Genomic DNA, 17,229 nt, shown 5'->3' with positions numbered 1-17,229 from the left:
ATGGCTGAACCTCGTTTTATTCATTTGCGCGTCCACAGTGACTATTCCATGATTGATGGGCTGGCCAAGACTGCACCGCTGGTGAAGAAGGCGGCGGCGCTCGGTATGCCAGCCATTGCAATTACCGATTTTACCAATCTTTGTGGTCTGGTGAAATTTTACGGTAGTGCGCATGGACAGGGCATCAAGCCGATTATTGGCGCGGATTTTAACGTGGCCAGCGACGCGATGGGTGATGAACTTTCACAGCTGACCATCCTTGCCGCAAACAATCAGGGCTACCAGAATCTGACGCTATTGATTTCGCGTGCCTACCAGCGTGGATACGGTGCAGCCGGGCCGTTCATCGATCGAGACTGGCTGGTAGAAATGCAGGAAGGCTTAATTCTGCTCTCCGGCGGACGCCGCGGCGATGTGGGCAGGATGCAACTGCGGGGTAATACGGTTCAGGTCAGAGAGTGCCTGGCGTTTTATCAGCGGCATTTTCCTGACCGTTACTATCTGGAGCTGACCCGCACAGGTCGGCCTGATGAAGAAACCTGGCTACACGCGGCGGTTGAGCTGGCGATGGCTGAAAATATCCCGGTTGTTGCCACTAACGACGTCTGCTTCCTTGAAGAAAGCGACTTTGACGCCCATGAAATCCGTGTTGCCATTCACGATGGCTTCACGCTGGACGATCCTAAACGTCCACGTCTTTACAGTTCCCAGCAATATTTGCGTACCAGCGAAGAGATGTGTGAGCTGTTCTCAGACATTCCCGAAGCGCTTGAAAACAGCGTGGAGATTGCCAGACGTTGTAACGTCACTATCCGGCTGGGAGAGTATTTCCTGCCACAGTTCCCGACCGGCGAGATGACCACGGAAGACTTTCTGGTCATGAAATCACGTGAAGGCCTGGAAGATCGTCTGGCATTTTTGTTTCCCGATGCCGACCTGCGGGCGCAGAAACGCCCGCAATATGACCAGCGCCTTGAGGTTGAACTCAACGTTATCAACCAGATGGGTTTTCCGGGATACTTTCTGATTGTGATGGAGTTTATCCAATGGTCAAAGGATAACAGCGTGCCTGTTGGGCCAGGACGTGGTTCCGGGGCCGGTTCTTTGGTGGCTTATGCGCTGAAAATCACTGACCTTGATCCGCTGGAGTTTGATCTGCTGTTCGAACGTTTCCTGAACCCGGAACGTGTGTCGATGCCAGACTTTGACGTCGATTTCTGTATGGAAAAGCGTGATCTGGTGATTGATCACGTGGCTGAAATGTATGGTCGCAAAGCGGTATCGCAGATCATTACTTTCGGTACGATGGCGGCGAAGGCGGTCATTCGTGACGTGGGCCGCGTTCTGGGACACCCCTATGGATTTGTCGACCGCATCTCTAAATTAGTGCCGCCCGATCCGGGAATGACGCTGGAAAAAGCCTTTGCAGCGGAGCCTCAGCTACCAGAAATCTATGAGGCGGATGAAGAAGTTAAAGCGCTGATTGATATGGCGCGCAAGCTGGAAGGGGTGACGCGCAATGCCGGGAAACATGCCGGTGGCGTGGTCATTGCCCCGACGCAAATCACTGATTTTGCGCCGCTCTATTGTGACGAAAATGGCCACCATCCGGTTACCCAGTTTGACAAGAACGACGTTGAATATGCCGGACTGGTGAAGTTTGACTTTCTGGGGCTGCGAACGCTGACCATCATTGACTGGGCGCTGGCAATGATTAATGCCCGGCGCGAGAAGCAGGGAGAGCCGCCGCTCGATATTGCCGCCATCCCGCTTGATGATAAAAAAAGTTTCGATATGCTTCAGCGCTCGGAAACCACCGCCGTGTTCCAGCTGGAATCGCGTGGCATGAAAGACCTGATCAAGCGCCTGAAGCCGGACTGCTTTGAAGACATGATAGCCCTGGTGGCACTGTTCCGTCCCGGTCCGTTACAGTCGGGCATGGTGGACAACTTTATCGACCGCAAGCACGGTCGTGAAGCTATTTCTTACCCGGATATTCAGTGGCAGCACGAGTCCTTGCAGCCGGTGCTGGAACCCACCTATGGCATCATTCTCTATCAGGAACAGGTAATGCAGATTGCTCAGGTGCTGGCAGGTTACAGCCTGGGCGGTGCGGATATGCTGCGTCGTGCGATGGGGAAAAAGAATCCGGTCGAAATGGCGAAGCAGCGTGGTGGCTTTGAAGATGGTGCGAAAGCGCGTGGCGTGGATGGTGAACTGGCTGTTAAGATCTTCGATCTGGTGGAAAAATTCGCCGGCTATGGTTTTAACAAATCGCACTCGGCGGCCTATGCACTGGTTTCTTACCAGACACTGTGGCTGAAAGCGCACTACCCGGCAGAGTTTATGGCGGCGGTGATGACCGCCGATATGGATAACACCGAGAAAGTGGTTGGGCTGGTGGATGAGTGCTGGCGCATGGGACTGAAGGTGTTGCCACCTGATATCAACTCAGGTCTTTATCCGTTCCACGTTAATGATGAAGGTGAAATTGTCTACGGGATTGGCGCGATAAAAGGCGTCGGTGAAGGGCCGATTGAAGCTATCCTGGAAGCACGTCATCAGGGCGGCTATTTCCGTGAGCTGTTCGATCTTTGTGCGCGCACCGATACCAAAAAGTTGAACCGACGCGTGCTGGAAAAACTCATCATGTCCGGTGCGTTTGACCGGCTCGGTCCGCACCGTGCGGCCTTAATGAGCGCCCTGAGCGATGCGTTGAAAGCTGCCGATCAGCATGCGAAGGCTGAAGCGACAGGCCAGACCGATATGTTTGGCGTGCTGGCCGAAGCGCCTGAACAGATTGAGCAGTCTTATGCTGACGTCACCCGCTGGCCGGAACAGGTCCAGCTGGATGGTGAAAGGGAGACCCTGGGGCTTTACTTAACAGGGCATCCGATCAATCAGTATTTGAAAGAGATTGAGCGCTATGTCGGGGGCGTGCGTCTTAAAGATATGCACCCGACAAAACGTGGTGAAGTTATTATGGCGGCGGGTTTGGTCATAGCGGCCCGTGTTATGGTAACAAAACGTGGCAACCGAATCGGTGTCTGCACTCTTGACGATCGTTCCGGTCGTCTGGAGGTAATGCTGTTTACGGACGCCCTGGAAAAGTTCCAGCATTTGCTGGAAAAAGACCGTATCCTGATCGTCAGCGGACAGGTCAGCTTCGATGACTTCAGTGGCGGCCTTAAAATGACCGCCCGTGATGTGATGGACATTAATGAAGCTCGTGAAAAATATGCTCGTGGGCTTGCTATCTCGCTGACGGACAGGCAAATTGATGACCAGCTTTTGAACCGTCTCCGTCAGTCCCTTGAACCCCATCGTTCGGGGACGATTCCTGTCTATCTCTACTATCAGAGAGAGGATGCGCGGGCGAGGCTACGCTTTGGTGCAGCATGGCGTGTATCACCCAGCGATAGCTTATTAAATGAACTGCGCTTGCTGATAGGAACGGAGCAGGTGGAACTTGAGTTTGACTAAAACAGGAATATTATGAGTCTTAATTACCTGGATTTTGAACAGCCAATTGCGGAGCTTGAAGCGAAAATTGATTCGCTCAGGTCGGTTGGTCGTCAGGATGAAAAACTGGATATTAATCTGGATGAAGAAGTGCAGCGCTTACGTGAGAAAAGCGTTGAGCTGACCCGCAAAATCTTCTCCGATTTGGGTGCATGGCAAATCGCACAGCTGGCACGCCATCCATTGCGTCCTTACACGCTGGACTATGTTCGCAATGTATTTACGGATTTTGACGAACTGGCAGGCGATCGTGCCTACGCAGATGATAAAGCCATCGTGGGCGGTACTGCCCGTCTGGACGGTCGGCCAGTGATGATCATTGGTCATCAGAAGGGGCGTGAAACCAAAGAAAAAATCCGCCGTAACTTTGGTATGCCAGCACCGGAGGGATACCGTAAAGCCCTGCGCCTGATGGAGATGGCCGAGCGTTTCAATATGCCGATCGTCACCTTTATCGACACGCCAGGCGCTTACCCTGGCGTGGGAGCGGAAGAACGTGGGCAGTCTGAGGCTATCGCACGCAACCTGCGTGAGATGTCCGGCCTGAAAGTGCCCGTTATCTGTACGGTGATTGGTGAGGGTGGTTCCGGTGGTGCACTGGCCATTGGCGTGGGTGACAAAGTCAACATGATGCAGTACAGCACCTATTCGGTTATTTCGCCGGAAGGCTGTGCTTCCATCCTGTGGAAAAGCGCCGATAAAGCGCCGCTGGCTGCTGAAGCGATGGGCATTATTGCGCCCCGTCTGAAAGAGCTTAAGCTGATTGATACGGTGATCCCTGAGCCACTCGGCGGCGCACACCGCGGTCCGCTGGTGGCCGGTGAGTCGCTGAAGAAACAGCTGTTGGCCGATCTGGCCGATCTGGACAGCCTCAGCAAAGATGAACTGTTGGATCGCCGTTACCAGCGTCTGATGAATTACGGCTACGCCTGATTCGGTTCTTACCGGTAAGGGCGCATACAGAAGCACTGGGAAAGAAGGCCTGCTGCTTTTACTGCCGCAGTTGATGCTATACGCCAGCCTGACCCCAGCAAAGATTTTTGCCGGGGTCTTTATTTCTTCATACACAGGCCCATCGTTTTCCCTGCATGATCCATGCAGACGAAGTGGACTTTCTACGCTTTATGACAATGAACGTGATACCTGCTGAGTCCGTATGCACCCACTCATGCCCTTTGCTGAACGCTACCGTAAGTATGAGGGTGGGTTTTCTGGTACGCCACTTTCCCTCTGCATACGCAGCCATCAACGATTTTTCTCTTAAAATAAACCCGTGGTGCCATATTATTTTTACTGGCCAGATACAGTGACTTCTGTTGCTGTTTTAAGGTTTTAATCCTGGCTCAATAACGATGAATATGCTCACCGGCACAGGCAAAATAGCGCGATTATCTGTTCACACGCTTCAGGATTACCTCTGCGTTCAGCCAGTGTAGCTTGTCCTGATTTATGATCGGCGTTCCGGTCTTTTGTTTATGTAATTTCCCCGATATTGTTATTTGCGATTCTCTCCGCATTTACGTTTCTTCGCGGTTTTTAACGATGCGCGACGGTGGTTTTATGCTGTGAATCTGGTCTGGAAAGAGCACGAAGATACAACGGTGGGTTGATCGACTTTCTCAGCAATTATTTTGGCCCAGTAAGTTAATGAGACGCGCTGACGATTAACGGACAGCAAAGTGGTTAGCAATCCTTTTTATCAGATATCAAATTAATAAGACGGCGTTGACAGGGAGAATCTCGGTGTGAAAGCGGAAATGTGGTGGGTAATAACAGGTGGACTGGGACTGATAGCCGGTAGCGTATTAAACTGCGTAGCCTGGCGCTTGCCACAAATGCTGCAACGCCAGGCACTGGCAGAAGCACGACATCTGCTGGCGTTACCCTCTGAGCATGGCACTGAATGCGTTAATCTTTTTTCCCCGCGATCCTGCTGCCCATATTGCCGGCGGCGTCTGGCCTTTTATCATAATGTTCCGCTGTTGAGCTGGCTGTATCTGCGGGGGCGTTGTCATTATTGCCAGCACCATATTGGCTGGCGCTATCCGTTAACCGAGCTGGCGGCAGCCGTCAGCAGCTTCTGGGTGGCGTTTAACTGGCCGCCAGATATTGCAGCGTTTGCTCTGATCTTCTGCGGCTGGTTGCTGATTTTACTTGCTGTGATTGACATTGAATATATGTTGTTACCGGACCGCCTGACACTTTTGCTGCTCTGGCTGGGCCTGTTGGCAAATCTCAACGGCTCAGTCGTATTGCTAAATGATGCGGTGATCGGTGCGTTGTTGGGATATTTAAGCCTCTGGGCCATTCACTGGATCTTCAAAATAGTGACTGGTAAAGAGGGGCTGGGCTATGGCGATTTCAAATTACTCGCGGCGCTTGGGGCATGGTGTGGTTGGCGATCGTTGCCACTACTGGTGCTGTATGCTGCCTTAATGGCAAGCGCTGTTCATTTGCTGTTGCATTTTATGGGACGCCGGAGCCTGAACGAGGCTTTGCCTTTTGGTCCATGGCTGGCCCTGTCAGGCTGGTGGCTTTTGATGATGCAGATGACATCAGGGTAAAAACGATTGCAACGCTTGCCTTTGCTGCCAGGCAATGCCAGAAGATAACCCGGATGGTGTCATCCCTGACCGCATTTTCGGTATGTATAATGTTGCGGCGTGCCGACCTGCCGCTACCGTTACCCATTTATCCACCTGCCTGCCAATGATAAGTGGCATCATAATTGGCTGATTGGCTGATTGGCTGATTGGCTGATTGGCTGATTGGCTGATTGGCTGATTGGCTGATTGGCTGATTGGCTGATTGGCTGAAGCGTAAAGCGCCGTGACGGGCTGGTGTCGTCGTTGGCAGGCGAAAAGATGCCTCAGATAACCACATTCATCATCTTCAGGGAGCAACCATGTTAGCGATTAAGCAAATTCATCACATCGCCATTATCGCCAGCCGGTATGAAGTCAGTAAGCGTTTTTATTGTGACGTTCTTGGTTTTACTCTGATAAGTGAAGTTTATCGGGAAGCCCGTGATTCGTGGAAAGGTGATTTGGCCCTGCATGGTCAGTACAGTATTGAGCTGTTCTCGTTTCCACAACCGCCAGCACGAGTTAATCAGCCTGAAGCCTGTGGTCTGCGTCATCTGGCTTTCAGTGTGGCAGACATTGAGGCTGCCATACAGCACCTGACAGAAAACGATGTGGTTTGTGAAGCGATCCGTGTTGATCCTCTTACGGGTAAACACTACACCTTCTTCTGCGATCCAGATGGTTTGCCGCTTGAGCTGTATCAAGCGTAAGATAGCGCCCGGCCGATCCGCTCATATATAACCGGATTGATTAATCCCTGTTTGGAACGTTCATGCCATTGTCTAATCTTGAACAGCAACTTGGTGGGCACCGGCATCTGCTGGTGGCTTACAGCGGTGGAGTTGACTCAAGCGTGCTGTTGCATCAGCTGGTTCTCCTCCGCCAGCAGCTCCCTGCTTTACATCTGCGCGCGATCCATATTCATCATGGACTCAACCCGCTGGCTGACAGCTGGGTTAGCCATTGCCAGCGACAGTGTGCTGAATGGCAGGTTTTACTTGAGGTGGTCAACGTTCAGGTTGATGGCCGGGAAAAAGGTATTGAAGCTGCGGCACGCGCCGCCCGCTATCAGGCGTTTCTGGAACATCTGCAGCCCGGTGAGGTTCTTCTTACTGCTCAACATCAGGACGATCAGTGTGAAACACTGCTGCTTGCCCTGAAGCGGGGAAGCGGTCCCGCCGGACTCTCCGGGATGTCTGCCAGAGGGCTGCTTGGTTGCCATTGGCATTTACGTCCTTTGCTGGCCTGTTCACGGCTTGAGCTGGAAAGCTGGGCTGCGGAGCATCGTCTGCGATGGATTGAAGATGACAGTAACCAGGACCAGCGCTATGAGCGCAACTTTTTGCGCCAGGCTATTATGCCGCTGCTGAGCGCGCGTTGGTCGCATTTTCCTCAGGCGGTTGCCCGAAGTGCCAGTCTGTGTGCTGAGCAGGAACAGTTGTTGGATGAGCTTCTGGCAGATTCGCTAATCACCCTGATGGAAGAAGATGGCTCCCTGGCTATCGCGCCGCTGGCGGAGATGAGTCATGTTCGGCGCAGTGCACTGATTCGGCGCTGGATTGCCAGTCATCAGGGCGTGATGCCTTCCAGAGATGCGTTGTTGCGGATCTGGCAGGAGGTAGCGTGCAGCCGCGACGATGCAGAGCCACGTCTGCTGTTGGGTAAATATGAGATCCGTCGCTATCGGAACCGTCTTTACTGGCTTGAAGTGTGTCAGCCTGTGGATAATGTGGTGATTGAGTGGCCTGCCACTGACACGACTGTGGCCCTGGCCAGTGCAAGCGGATGGCTGCTGCGACGGGAACCTAGTGCAATGATTGTTCATGATAATGCCACAGCTATTGGTGGGAAAAATACCATGGTGCGTCCTGCAGGTTGCCATGAAAAAGTTAGCGTGCGCTTTCAGGCTCAGGGGAAATTTCATATTGTTGGCCGCGCGGGTAGTCGATCGCTAAAAAAGCTCTGGCAGGAACTGGGTGTGCCGCCGTGGCAGCGTGGTCGTATCCCGATGATTTTTTATGACGACCAGTTGATTGCCGCAGTGGGCATCTTTGTTACCCGCGAAGGTGATCCCGGAATGGGACCTCACTGGCAGATTTGTTGGCAACAGGAGCTTACCCGATGACCTGAAACCGGCTGGTGGCCGGGAAAATTATTATGCAAAATTACGCGCTGGCAGAGGTTAGTAACGTGGTGAAAGCTTGCGGGAGCTGCTGGGCAATATGGGATGTCAGCGATTTGGCAGTGTATTACGTCGCGATTTTGGGCGGGGAAGCCCGCCCACCGGACACTAATCGGACTCACTGACGATAACAGTACCTAAATCCGGGTGACTGAAGCTGGCAATGTGGTCCAGGCGTAACTCCCTTACTTCGCCAGAGAGAGCAACAGCAAGATATTCCACATTTTTGCGTGACACCATGTCAGTTGCTATGGCTTTCAGCTGTTCACCATTTTTCAATGCCAGCACCAGCGTCCAGTTATTCTGACAGGCGAGTTCCAGGTTGTCGTAATCATCGCAGTTTATCGGTTTGTAGGCTTCATTCGTTAACATAATCGCTCACCAATAAGTTTGCAGCAGCAAATGCTGCCTGTTCCCTGATGGAAGAGTGTAGCTCAGTATTAGCCGCTATCTCATCGAGTGTTTTTAGCACGCAACCCAGTGCATCCGGCACGTATCCCAGGTCGCCGCTGCCTATCCCGGCGTATTTACGGCGAACTAATTCGCTATACCTCTGCACCATTACACCTCAAGATTTTCCTCTGGTAATTCGACGACTATAACACAGGAATTTACGTGAAATCAGCCTGACGTCGAGTGATTTGCTGTCTTAACAGGTTACAATAGCAGGCGATTAATATAAGGAACGTTATGGCACTCAAAGCGACTATTTACAAAGCGATGATTAACATCGCTGATATGGATCGGCATGTTTTTATTGACAGCAATCTGACGCTGGCCCGTCATCCTTCCGAAACAGAAGAACGGCTGATGCTGCGTTTGCTGGCCTGGTTAGTAAACGCGGATGAAAGGCTGGTTTTTACCCGTGGTTTGAGTGCTGAAGATGAGCCAGAGATCTGGCGCATGAATGACCATAATGGCATTGAGGTTTGGGTTGAGCTGGGGCTACCCGATGAGCGCCGTATAAAAAAAGCCTGTAACCGTGCAGCGAGTGTTTTTTTATACGCCTACAATGCGCGCGCTGCACAGATCTGGTGGCAGCAGAATCAACGCCGACTGGCACAGCTGGAAAATCTCAGCGTGCGTTTCCTTGACGATCACCAAATGCAGGCTCTGGCCGGGATGGCAGCCCGATCAATGCATCTCCAGGCCACAGTACAGGACGGTACGATTTGGCTGTCCGATGAGAAAAACCATCTTGAACTGCGTTTTACCGACTGGCTGAAAAATGGCAACATCATATGATTGTTCTTTCACGCAGCGTGACCATTGCCGACAGTGAACTGGAGCTGACGGCAATCAGGGCTCAGGGTAACGGTGGTCAACATGTTAATAAAAGTGCTACCGCTATCCATCTGCGTTTTGATATTCGCGCCTCCAGTCTGCCGGTGTTTTATAAAGAGCGTCTGCTGGCAGCCAGCCACCATCTGATTGCCCAGGGCGTGGTGATTATCAAAGCGCAGGAGTACCGCAGTCAGGAAATGAACCGTGAGGCAGCGCTGAAGCGGTTGGAAAATCTGATTCAGGAATTGACGGTAGTGGAGAAAACGCGACGAGCGACAAGGCCAACCAGGGCTTCAAAGCAGCGACGACTGGAGTCCAAGTCCCGTAAATCCGGCATTAAGTCACTTCGCGGAAAGCCGTGTTGCGGCCGTGAATGATATAAAAAATAGTTGCGACGGCTCCGGTGAGGCTGCTTTTCGCTATCGGGCTATCAGAATGACCTCAGCGTTCAGGCAGAGCAAGTGCTGGCGAAAATATCAGAATGTTACCTCCTGTGCTGATGGCGAAAACGCCCCGGCTTCGTTTTCACTGCAATTAGCGCATGAGTCAATATGATCGGGGGAAAGACGGTCATTTACACGTCGCAGGGCGTAACTTTGGTGCGGCTTCTGATAAAAACACAAAGTGTAATTGATGACCGCTGTCATACAGGCCGGAAATAATCGATATTCAGGCTATTGCCCGGTTGAACAATAATTATTGCCTGCCAGAAGCGTAAGCCGGTGGCCAGATAGCTAGCTGATAACAAGTGGAAGGTTGCTGGCGGGCCGGACAGCCCGCCGATGCTCATTTTCAGGCTTTCAGTTCGCGGATCAGGAAATCGAGGATTTCACCGGTTTTAATCATTCTTTTTTCACCTTCGCGGCGGGATTTATACTCAATCTCTTCGCTGTCGAGGTTACGCTCGCCGATGACGATGGTGTGCGGTACACCAATCAGTTCCATATCGGCAAACATGACACCCGGACGCTCTTTGCGGTCATCCAGAATGACCTCAACGCTTTTCGCTCGCAATTGCTGATACAGATCTTCTGCCAGATCCTTCACACGGAAAGATTTGTGCATGTTCATGGGCAGGATCGCCACCTGAAAGGGGGCCAGCGCGTCTGGCCAGATAATACCGCGCTCATCATGATTCTGCTCAATTGCCGCAGCAACAATACGGGTGATGCCAATACCGTAGCAGCCCATGGTCAGGGTCTGGTTACGGCCCTCTTCACCCTGAACGGCCGCTTTCATCGCTTCAGAGTATTTCGTGCCCAGCTGGAAGATATGTCCTACTTCGATACCGCGTTTAATCAGCAGAGTGCCTTTTCCGTCCGGGCTGGCATCGCCTTCGACCACGTTGCGGATGTCTTCCACTCGTGGCAATGGCAGATCGCGCAGCCAGTTGATGCCGGTAAAATGTTTATCGTCTTTATTTGCACCCGCTGAAAAGTCGCTCATGGTGGCAACAGTGCGGTCAGCGATTACTGGCAAAGTAAGGCCTAATGGACCCAGTGACCCCGGTCCCGCACCGATAGCCGCGCGGATCTCTTCTTCACTGGCGAAGGCCAGTGGCGCAGCAACAATATCAATTTTTTCGGCTTTTACTTCATTCAGTTCGTGATCGCCACGTACCAGCAGCGCGACAAGATCGTGGCCGCTTTCTTTGGTGGCTTTGACCAGCAGTGTCTTGACCGTTTTTTTAATCGGCAGATTAAACTGCTCAACCAGGGCCGCGATCGTTTTTGCATCAGGCGTGTCGATTTCGGTTAATGGCTGAGTGGCTTCTGCACGGCCTTCGGTCGGCGCTACAGCTTCAGCCAGTTCCATGTTGGCCGCATAGTCGGAATCCGTTGAGAAAATAATGTCATCTTCACCACTTTGTGCCAGTACCTGAAACTCATGAGATGCGCTACCGCCAATGGAACCGGTATCCGCCTGAACAGCACGAAAGTCCAGACCCATGCGGCTGAAACACTGACTGTAGGCACGGTACATATCATCATAAGTGGCCTGAAGAGACGCCTGCGAGGTATGAAAAGAGTAAGCGTCTTTCATAATGAACTCGCGCGAACGCATCACACCAAAACGCGGCCGTACTTCGTCACGGAATTTGGTCTGGATCTGAAATACATTCAGCGGCAACTGCTTGTAAGAGCTGAGTTCATTACGGATGAGATCGGTGACCACCTCTTCATGCGTTGGGCCAAGTACAAAAGGGCGGTCGCCACGATCGACAAAGCGCAGCAGTTCAGGGCCATACTGCTCAAAGCGGCCACTTTCCTGCCACAAATCAGCAGGCTGTACCACAGGCATGGAAATCTCGATAGCACCCGCATTATTCATCTCTTCACGTACAATGTTTTCAACTTTTTTCAATACGCGCAGGCCAGTTGGTAGCCAGGTGTAGAGGCCGGAGGCCAGTTTGCGGATCATACCGGCGCGAAGCATCAGCTGGTGGCTGATCACTTCAGCGTCGGCAGGAGTCTCCTTCAGAGTGGAGAGCAAATATTGAGTAGTGCGCATGAATTACGATCCCAGTTAAACAGAAAGCTTACTAATTAAGCCCTGTAAAGAAATTGCTGGCGGCTAGTGTACCAGCGTGTCTGAAGAGTCAAAAGATGCCGGAAGATAAATTAACGGTCGTCGATGGCGGTTACGATGGTCTCGCTTGCGGTGACACGCCAGCGCACGTTGAAATCCAGCAGCCAGGCGGCGTATTCCCGATCGGTGTGTGCAGTTTTGTGATATGCCGGACGAGGATCCTGAGCAAGAGTCTGTCGGATAAAACGTTCGAGATGAGGATAGCGGGTTTGCTGTCCGGCAATCTGCTGTTGCGCTTCAGGGGAAAACGTAACTGGCATATCAGCTGCCGGCGCTTGTTGCGCAAAACCGGCCCGTGCCTGGGGGAGTGATTCGGCAAAAGGCAGATAAGGTTTAATATCAATAACCGGTGTGCCATCAACCAGATCGAGGCTACCCAGTTCAAGTATCACTGTCTTTTTTTCTGTGCGAATTCCGGTCAGTTCAACCAACGACATACCCACAGGGTTTGGGCGAAAGGTGGAACGGGTGGCGAAAACGCCAACGCGGGCATTTCCACCCAGTCTGGGAGGGCGAACGGTTGGCTGCCATCCTTCTGCCATGGTGTGATGGAAGATAAACAGCAGCCAGATATGGCTGAACGCTTCCAGCCCGCGTACTGCATCCGTCTGATTATAGGGTGCTTGCAAATGCAGTTCCCCACCGCCATCCTGAATCAGGCCCGGTTGGCGAGGCACGGCAAACTTCTCTTTCCAGGGGGAGCGGATAGTGCCGATTTGCTGGAAGGCAAAAGAATTCATTGCCGGGTTACTTTCAGTGCTGAGCCTTCACACACCGCCTTGCGGAAACATCCCTGTGTATCGCTGACAATTTCACAGCGGTGCAGTAATACCGCATTGGCTTTCATATTTGCCGCGTGGATTTGCAGCCGCTTGCGCGCAGTATTAATGTTTGGGGGCGAGCTTTGTCGGTTATTCTGACAATCTTCACCATAGACTTCCCCTAAATCGCGAAAAGGCCCGTTCATCAGATCGCTGGCATTGGTGTACAGTTTTACCGGTGCCGGATGGGAGACTGTCTTGGCCTGTTCCGACACGGTTTGCGTGGGCTGGCTGAAGGGTTTGACCGGTTTGTACGGCTTTTGCAGCAGCGAGCATCCTGTCAGCGAAAGGGCTAACAAGCAGAGCGGTAAAACACGCATGGGAAAATCCTCATGTTCGGTAATCAAAGTGGCGTTATTGAAACAAGCCCGGTGTTAAATGACAAGCGCTCAGAATGTATCAAAGCGGACTTTCGCCCGCTTTGATAAAATAATGCTGTAAGTTCGGTGTTTTTGCGCTGATTTACCAGCCTTTTACCGCTCCGCCATTGAAGGTTTTATTTGCCGCGTCGCTTACTTCATCAGACTGATAGGCCTGGACGAATTTTTTCACGTTTTCAGCATCTTTATTATCTTCACGAGCCACAATCAGATTTACGTATGGCGAGTTTTTGTCTTCCACAAAAATGCCATCTTTTGCTGGTGTCAGGTTGATCTGGCTGGCATAGGTGGTGTTAATCACTGCCAGCGCAATTTGCTGATCGTCAAGAGAGCGAGGTAATTGTGGGGCTTCGAGTTCTACCAGCTTGATGTTTTTCGGATTCTCTACCACATCCAGCGACGTTGGCAGCAAGCCAACCCCCTCTTTCAGTTTGATCAGCCCCTCTTTTTGCAGCAGAAGCAGTGAACGACCAAGGTTGGTAGGATCGTTAGGGATAGCAACCTGCGCGCCGTGCTGGAGTTCATCCAGTGATTTAATTTTCCTGGAGTAGCCTGCGATCGGATAAACAAAGGTATTACCGACCGGAACCAGCTTGTAGCCGCGATCCTTGATTTGCTGATCCAGGTAAGGTTTATGCTGGAAGGCGTTTACATCAATATCGCCTTTATTTAACGCTTCGTTTGGCAGAACATAATCGTTGAAGGTCACCAGCTCAACATCCAGACCATATTTATCTTTGGCGACTTTTTTGGCCACTTCAGCAACCTGCTGCTCGGCACCGACTATGACGCCAACTTTAATATGGTTTGGATCTTTTTCTTTCTGATCGCAACCTACCAGCGCCAGTGTACCAATAAGCGCACCCACAGCGGCAAATGTTTTAAAATTAAAAGACATATCCCTTCCTTTATCAGAATGTATGGTTGTTTATTTGTGGGTGACGGCACGCGCAATGCGTTCGCCACAGAACTGGATCAAATACACTAAAATCACTAACAACACTAATACCGTATTCATCACTGTTGCGTTATAACCGATATAACCATACTGAATGCCTATCTGGCCAAGCCCACCGGCACCGACGGCTCCTCCCATCGCGGAATATCCGACCAGGGTGATAAGTGTAATGGTCGCTGCATTGATCAAACCCGGCAGCGCTTCTGGCAGCAACACTTTTTTTATGATTTGTATCGGGGTTGCTCCCATAGCCCGTGAGGCTTCGATCAATCCGGTGGGCAGCTCCAGCAGCGTATTTTCCACCATACGAGCGATGAATGGCGCGGCACCAAGAGTCAGTGGGACAATAGCGGCCTGTAAGCCAATTGAGGTGCCAACAATCAGCCGGGTGAAAGGGATCATCCATACCAGCAAAATGATAAACGGAATGGCTCGGAAAATATTCACCAGTGCGGACAGTGAGCGGTACAGCAGCCGGTTTTCAATAATCTGTTTCGGGCGGCTGACATACAGCAGGACGCCCAGCGGCAGGCCAAGTACAAAGCCGAAAAAACCGGAGACAAATGTCATCACCAGTGTCTCCCATACGCCCCGGCAGAGCAGCATAATCATTGCTTCAGACATAGCCTAAAACCTCCACCTTTACATGATGCTCTTTCAGAAACTCGATCGTTGCGCGGGTATCCATATCTGTACCATGCATTTCTGCCAGCATAATGCCGAACTTTACGCCACCGGCATAATCCATTTGCGCACTGATAATGTTGTTGTTCACGTTAAATTTGCGGGCTACTTCTGAAAGCAGCGGCGCATCGACCGATTTACCCGTGAACTCCAGACGCAATAAAGGAACGCTGCCCGTTCGGGACTCTGTTGACAGACGGGCGGCATAGTCATCAGGAATATCCAGATGCAGCGTTGACTGAATAAATTGCTGTGCCAGTGGCGTCTTAGGGTGCGAGAACACTTCACTCACCGTATCCTGTTCAATCAGCTCACCGTGACTTATCACCGCGACCCGATCACAGATACGCTTCACCACATCCATTTCATGGGTAATTAACAGAATGGTGATGCCCAGTCGGCGATTGATGTCTTTCAGCAATTCAAGGATAGAACGGGTTGTAGCCGGATCAAGTGCGCTGGTAGCTTCGTCACACAATAAAACCTTGGGGTTGCTGGCCAGCGCGCGGGCTATAGCTACGCGCTGCTTTTGTCCGCCGGAAAGATTGGCAGGCCAGGCATCGTGCTTATCGGCCAGACCAACCAGCTCCAGCAATTCACTCACGCGCGTTTTAATATCGGTTCCAGACATTTTTCCCAGTTCCAGTGGTAGTGCCACATTGCCTGCTGCCGTTCGGGAGTTCAGCAGGTTAAAATGCTGAAAGATCATACCAATTTGCCGACGAGCCAGTGTTAGCTGACTTTCAGAAAGCGTGGTCAAATCCTGGTTATCGACCAATACGCTACCGGACGTTGGTCGCTCAAGTAAATTAACACAACGAATCAGGGTACTTTTACCCGCGCCTGAGGCACCAATGACGCCGTAAATCTGACCCGCTGGTACCTCCAGGCTGACATCAGACAGCGCGTTAACAGTACGCGCACCCTGGCGAAATACTTTGGTAATGTGAGAGAGTTTTATCATTTTTCTAGGTAATACGATTATCCGTGGTGTTTAATTTTAGTGTATCCCAAAGAGGGCGTAGGGCGCTTGGATGTTAAGGCATCCAGACGTCTGAATCAATCAACGTCATCTAAACTGCCATTGTCGTTATACGCATAATAATGCAATACACTGTGGCAACATTTGTAGCAGGAGTTTCTACGTGGCAGACAAAGTCCCCGCAATTTTTCTGGATCGTGACGGCACGATAAATGTTGATCACGGCTATATCCATGAGATCGATAACTTTCAGTTTATTGATGGCGTGATTGATGCGCTGCGAGAACTGAAAAAAATGGGTTATGCATTGGTGCTGGTGACAAACCAGTCTGGTATCGCGCGTGGTATTTTTACAGAAGATACCTTTATGCAGCTGACTGAATGGATGGACTGGTCGCTGGCCGATCGGGACGTAGATCTCGATGGTATCTGGTTTTGTCCACATCACCCGGAAGCTGTTGTGGATGTCTATCGCCAGCAGTGTGACTGTCGTAAACCACAGCCTGGCATGCTGCTGTCTGCCCAGCAGGAACTTAATATTGATATGGCAGCCTCCTTTATGGTGGGTGACAAAATTGATGACCTGCTTGCAGGTAAAGCGGCTGGTGTGGGGAAATGTGTGTTAGTCCGTACCGGCAAGGCGGTTACCGCAGAGGGTGAAAAAGCAGCTGACTGGGTGATTAATAGCCTCGCTGAGCTGCCTGCAAGGATTAAACAAGGCTAAAATACAGCGTTTTGTACGAAGTTTCAGCTAATGATAAAAAACTTCGTTTTTGTGCTTGCCTTCCCGCGGCGCATCCCTATAATGCGCCACCACTGACACGGAACAACGGCTTACGGGTCGCCGGGTTAAGAGGTTCAGCACGCTGAACCGCCGGAGCAACTTCTTCTCAAAAAGACGTTGACTCTGAAGGAGGAGAGCGTAATATACGCCACCTCGCGACAGGCAGTTATGTCCGGTCGCACCGCTCTTTAACAATTTATCAGACAATCTGTGTGGGCACTCGCAGGATTGATATCCGCGCCGTAAGGCGCAAAAAAATATCAAGTCTTAAGAGTGAACACGTAATTCATTACGACGTTTTCCTTGAGCATCGCTTCACAGTTCATTAATGAACGGTGAAGCAAATCAAACTTTAAATTGAAGAGTTTGATCATGGCTCAGATTGAACGCTGGCGGCAGGCCTAACACATGCAAGTCGAACGGTAGCGGGAAGAAGCTTGCTTCTTTGCCGACGAGTG

At 51.4% G+C, this 17,229-nt stretch carries 17 protein-coding genes and 1 rRNA gene; 9 read left to right on the top strand and 9 right to left on the bottom strand.

Annotated features, from left to right (window positions below):
- The 3 genes from dnaE (at position 1) to EB241_RS08795 (ending at position 6,086) form a co-directional block, all read left to right on the top strand.
- Positions 1-3,483, top strand: coding sequence for a DNA polymerase III subunit alpha (dnaE, locus tag EB241_RS08805; protein ID WP_124232822.1), 3,483 nt, complete (start codon positions 1-3; stop codon positions 3,481-3,483).
- 12 nt (positions 3,484-3,495) lie between these two features.
- Positions 3,496-4,455 carry an acetyl-CoA carboxylase carboxyl transferase subunit alpha gene (gene accA, locus EB241_RS08800; protein ID WP_124232821.1) on the top strand — a complete coding sequence of 320 codons (960 nt, stop codon included), beginning with the start codon at positions 3,496-3,498 and terminating at the stop codon, positions 4,453-4,455.
- Between the two features lie 812 nt (positions 4,456-5,267).
- A complete protein-coding gene (locus EB241_RS08795; protein ID WP_233592573.1) occupies positions 5,268-6,086 on the top strand; it encodes a prepilin peptidase in 819 nt (272 codons plus the stop codon).
- A 127-nt stretch (positions 6,087-6,213) separates the two neighbouring features.
- Here the strand turns inward: EB241_RS08795 and EB241_RS21095 are convergent, their stop codons facing one another.
- Positions 6,214-6,405: a hypothetical protein gene (locus EB241_RS21095; protein ID WP_199737339.1), complete on the bottom strand. Its 192-nt coding sequence runs from the start codon at positions 6,403-6,405 to the stop codon at positions 6,214-6,216.
- 22 nt (positions 6,406-6,427) lie between these two features.
- Here EB241_RS21095 and EB241_RS08785 point away from each other — a divergent pair, with 22 nt between their 5' ends.
- Positions 6,428-6,817, top strand: a complete 390-nt coding sequence (locus tag EB241_RS08785) for a VOC family protein (RefSeq protein ID WP_124232819.1) — start codon at positions 6,428-6,430, stop codon at positions 6,815-6,817.
- Positions 6,818-6,879: 62 nt separating this feature from the next.
- Complete coding sequence (gene tilS / locus EB241_RS08780; RefSeq protein ID WP_124232818.1) at positions 6,880-8,232, top strand: tRNA lysidine(34) synthetase TilS; 1,353 nt, start codon at positions 6,880-6,882, stop codon at positions 8,230-8,232.
- 165 nt (positions 8,233-8,397) lie between these two features.
- Here tilS and rof read toward each other — a convergent pair whose 3' ends face one another.
- Positions 8,398-8,661 (bottom strand): Rho-binding antiterminator, encoded by a 264-nt coding sequence (gene rof / locus EB241_RS08775; protein ID WP_124232817.1) that lies wholly within the window; start codon positions 8,659-8,661, stop codon positions 8,398-8,400.
- Positions 8,648-8,848: a YaeP family protein gene (locus EB241_RS08770; protein WP_124233011.1), complete on the bottom strand. Its 201-nt coding sequence runs from the start codon at positions 8,846-8,848 to the stop codon at positions 8,648-8,650. The genes rof and EB241_RS08770 overlap by 14 nt, the downstream gene beginning before the upstream one ends.
- Positions 8,849-8,979: 131 nt before the next feature.
- On the opposite strand from EB241_RS08770, the gene EB241_RS08765 reads away from it, so the two are divergent.
- Together EB241_RS08765 and arfB are read left to right on the top strand one after the other, a co-directional pair.
- The gene (locus EB241_RS08765; protein WP_124232816.1) at positions 8,980-9,534 is read left to right on the top strand and encodes a YaeQ family protein; all 555 of its coding nucleotides are present in this window, start codon (positions 8,980-8,982) and stop codon (positions 9,532-9,534) included.
- On the top strand, positions 9,531-9,950 hold the full coding sequence (gene arfB / locus EB241_RS08760; protein ID WP_124232815.1) for an alternative ribosome rescue aminoacyl-tRNA hydrolase ArfB: 420 nt from the start codon (positions 9,531-9,533) through the stop codon (positions 9,948-9,950). Before EB241_RS08765 ends, arfB begins: the two co-directional genes overlap by 4 nt.
- A gap of 415 nt (positions 9,951-10,365) precedes the next feature.
- On the opposite strand, the gene proS is transcribed toward arfB, so the two are convergent.
- The 6 genes from proS to metN form a co-directional block, all read right to left on the bottom strand.
- Entirely contained in the window at positions 10,366-12,084 is a 1,719-nt protein-coding gene (gene proS / locus EB241_RS08755; RefSeq protein ID WP_124232814.1) for a proline--tRNA ligase, read from the bottom strand.
- Between the two features lie 110 nt (positions 12,085-12,194).
- A complete protein-coding gene (gene tsaA / locus EB241_RS08750) occupies positions 12,195-12,902 on the bottom strand; it encodes a tRNA (N6-threonylcarbamoyladenosine(37)-N6)-methyltransferase TrmO (protein WP_124232813.1) in 708 nt (235 codons plus the stop codon).
- Positions 12,899-13,303 carry an Rcs stress response system protein RcsF gene (rcsF, locus tag EB241_RS08745; RefSeq protein WP_124232812.1) on the bottom strand — a complete coding sequence of 135 codons (405 nt, stop codon included), beginning with the start codon at positions 13,301-13,303 and terminating at the stop codon, positions 12,899-12,901. Before rcsF ends, tsaA begins: the two co-directional genes overlap by 4 nt.
- A 142-nt stretch (positions 13,304-13,445) precedes the next feature.
- The gene (locus EB241_RS08740; RefSeq protein WP_124232811.1) at positions 13,446-14,261 is read right to left on the bottom strand and encodes a MetQ/NlpA family lipoprotein; all 816 of its coding nucleotides are present in this window, start codon (positions 14,259-14,261) and stop codon (positions 13,446-13,448) included.
- 30 nt (positions 14,262-14,291) lie between these two features.
- Positions 14,292-14,945 (bottom strand): methionine ABC transporter permease MetI, encoded by a 654-nt coding sequence (locus tag EB241_RS08735; protein ID WP_124232810.1) that lies wholly within the window; start codon positions 14,943-14,945, stop codon positions 14,292-14,294.
- Entirely contained in the window at positions 14,938-15,969 is a 1,032-nt protein-coding gene (metN, locus tag EB241_RS08730) for a methionine ABC transporter ATP-binding protein MetN (RefSeq protein ID WP_124232809.1), read from the bottom strand. Before metN ends, EB241_RS08735 begins: the two co-directional genes overlap by 8 nt.
- 181 nt (positions 15,970-16,150) lie before the next feature.
- On the opposite strand from metN, the gene gmhB reads away from it, so the two are divergent.
- Both gmhB and EB241_RS08720 read left to right on the top strand, forming a co-directional pair.
- Positions 16,151-16,711 (top strand): D-glycero-beta-D-manno-heptose 1,7-bisphosphate 7-phosphatase, encoded by a 561-nt coding sequence (gene gmhB / locus EB241_RS08725; RefSeq protein ID WP_124232808.1) that lies wholly within the window; start codon positions 16,151-16,153, stop codon positions 16,709-16,711.
- Positions 16,712-17,125: 414 nt separating this feature from the next.
- Positions 17,126-17,229 (top strand): 16S ribosomal RNA (locus EB241_RS08720); the annotation flags it as partial.

It is taken from the genome of Erwinia psidii (assembly GCF_003846135.1).
Taxonomy (GTDB): domain Bacteria; phylum Pseudomonadota; class Gammaproteobacteria; order Enterobacterales; family Enterobacteriaceae; genus Erwinia; species Erwinia psidii.
The sequence above is the reverse complement of the archived record's forward strand: the minus strand, read 5'-3'. Positions and strand labels throughout refer to the sequence as shown.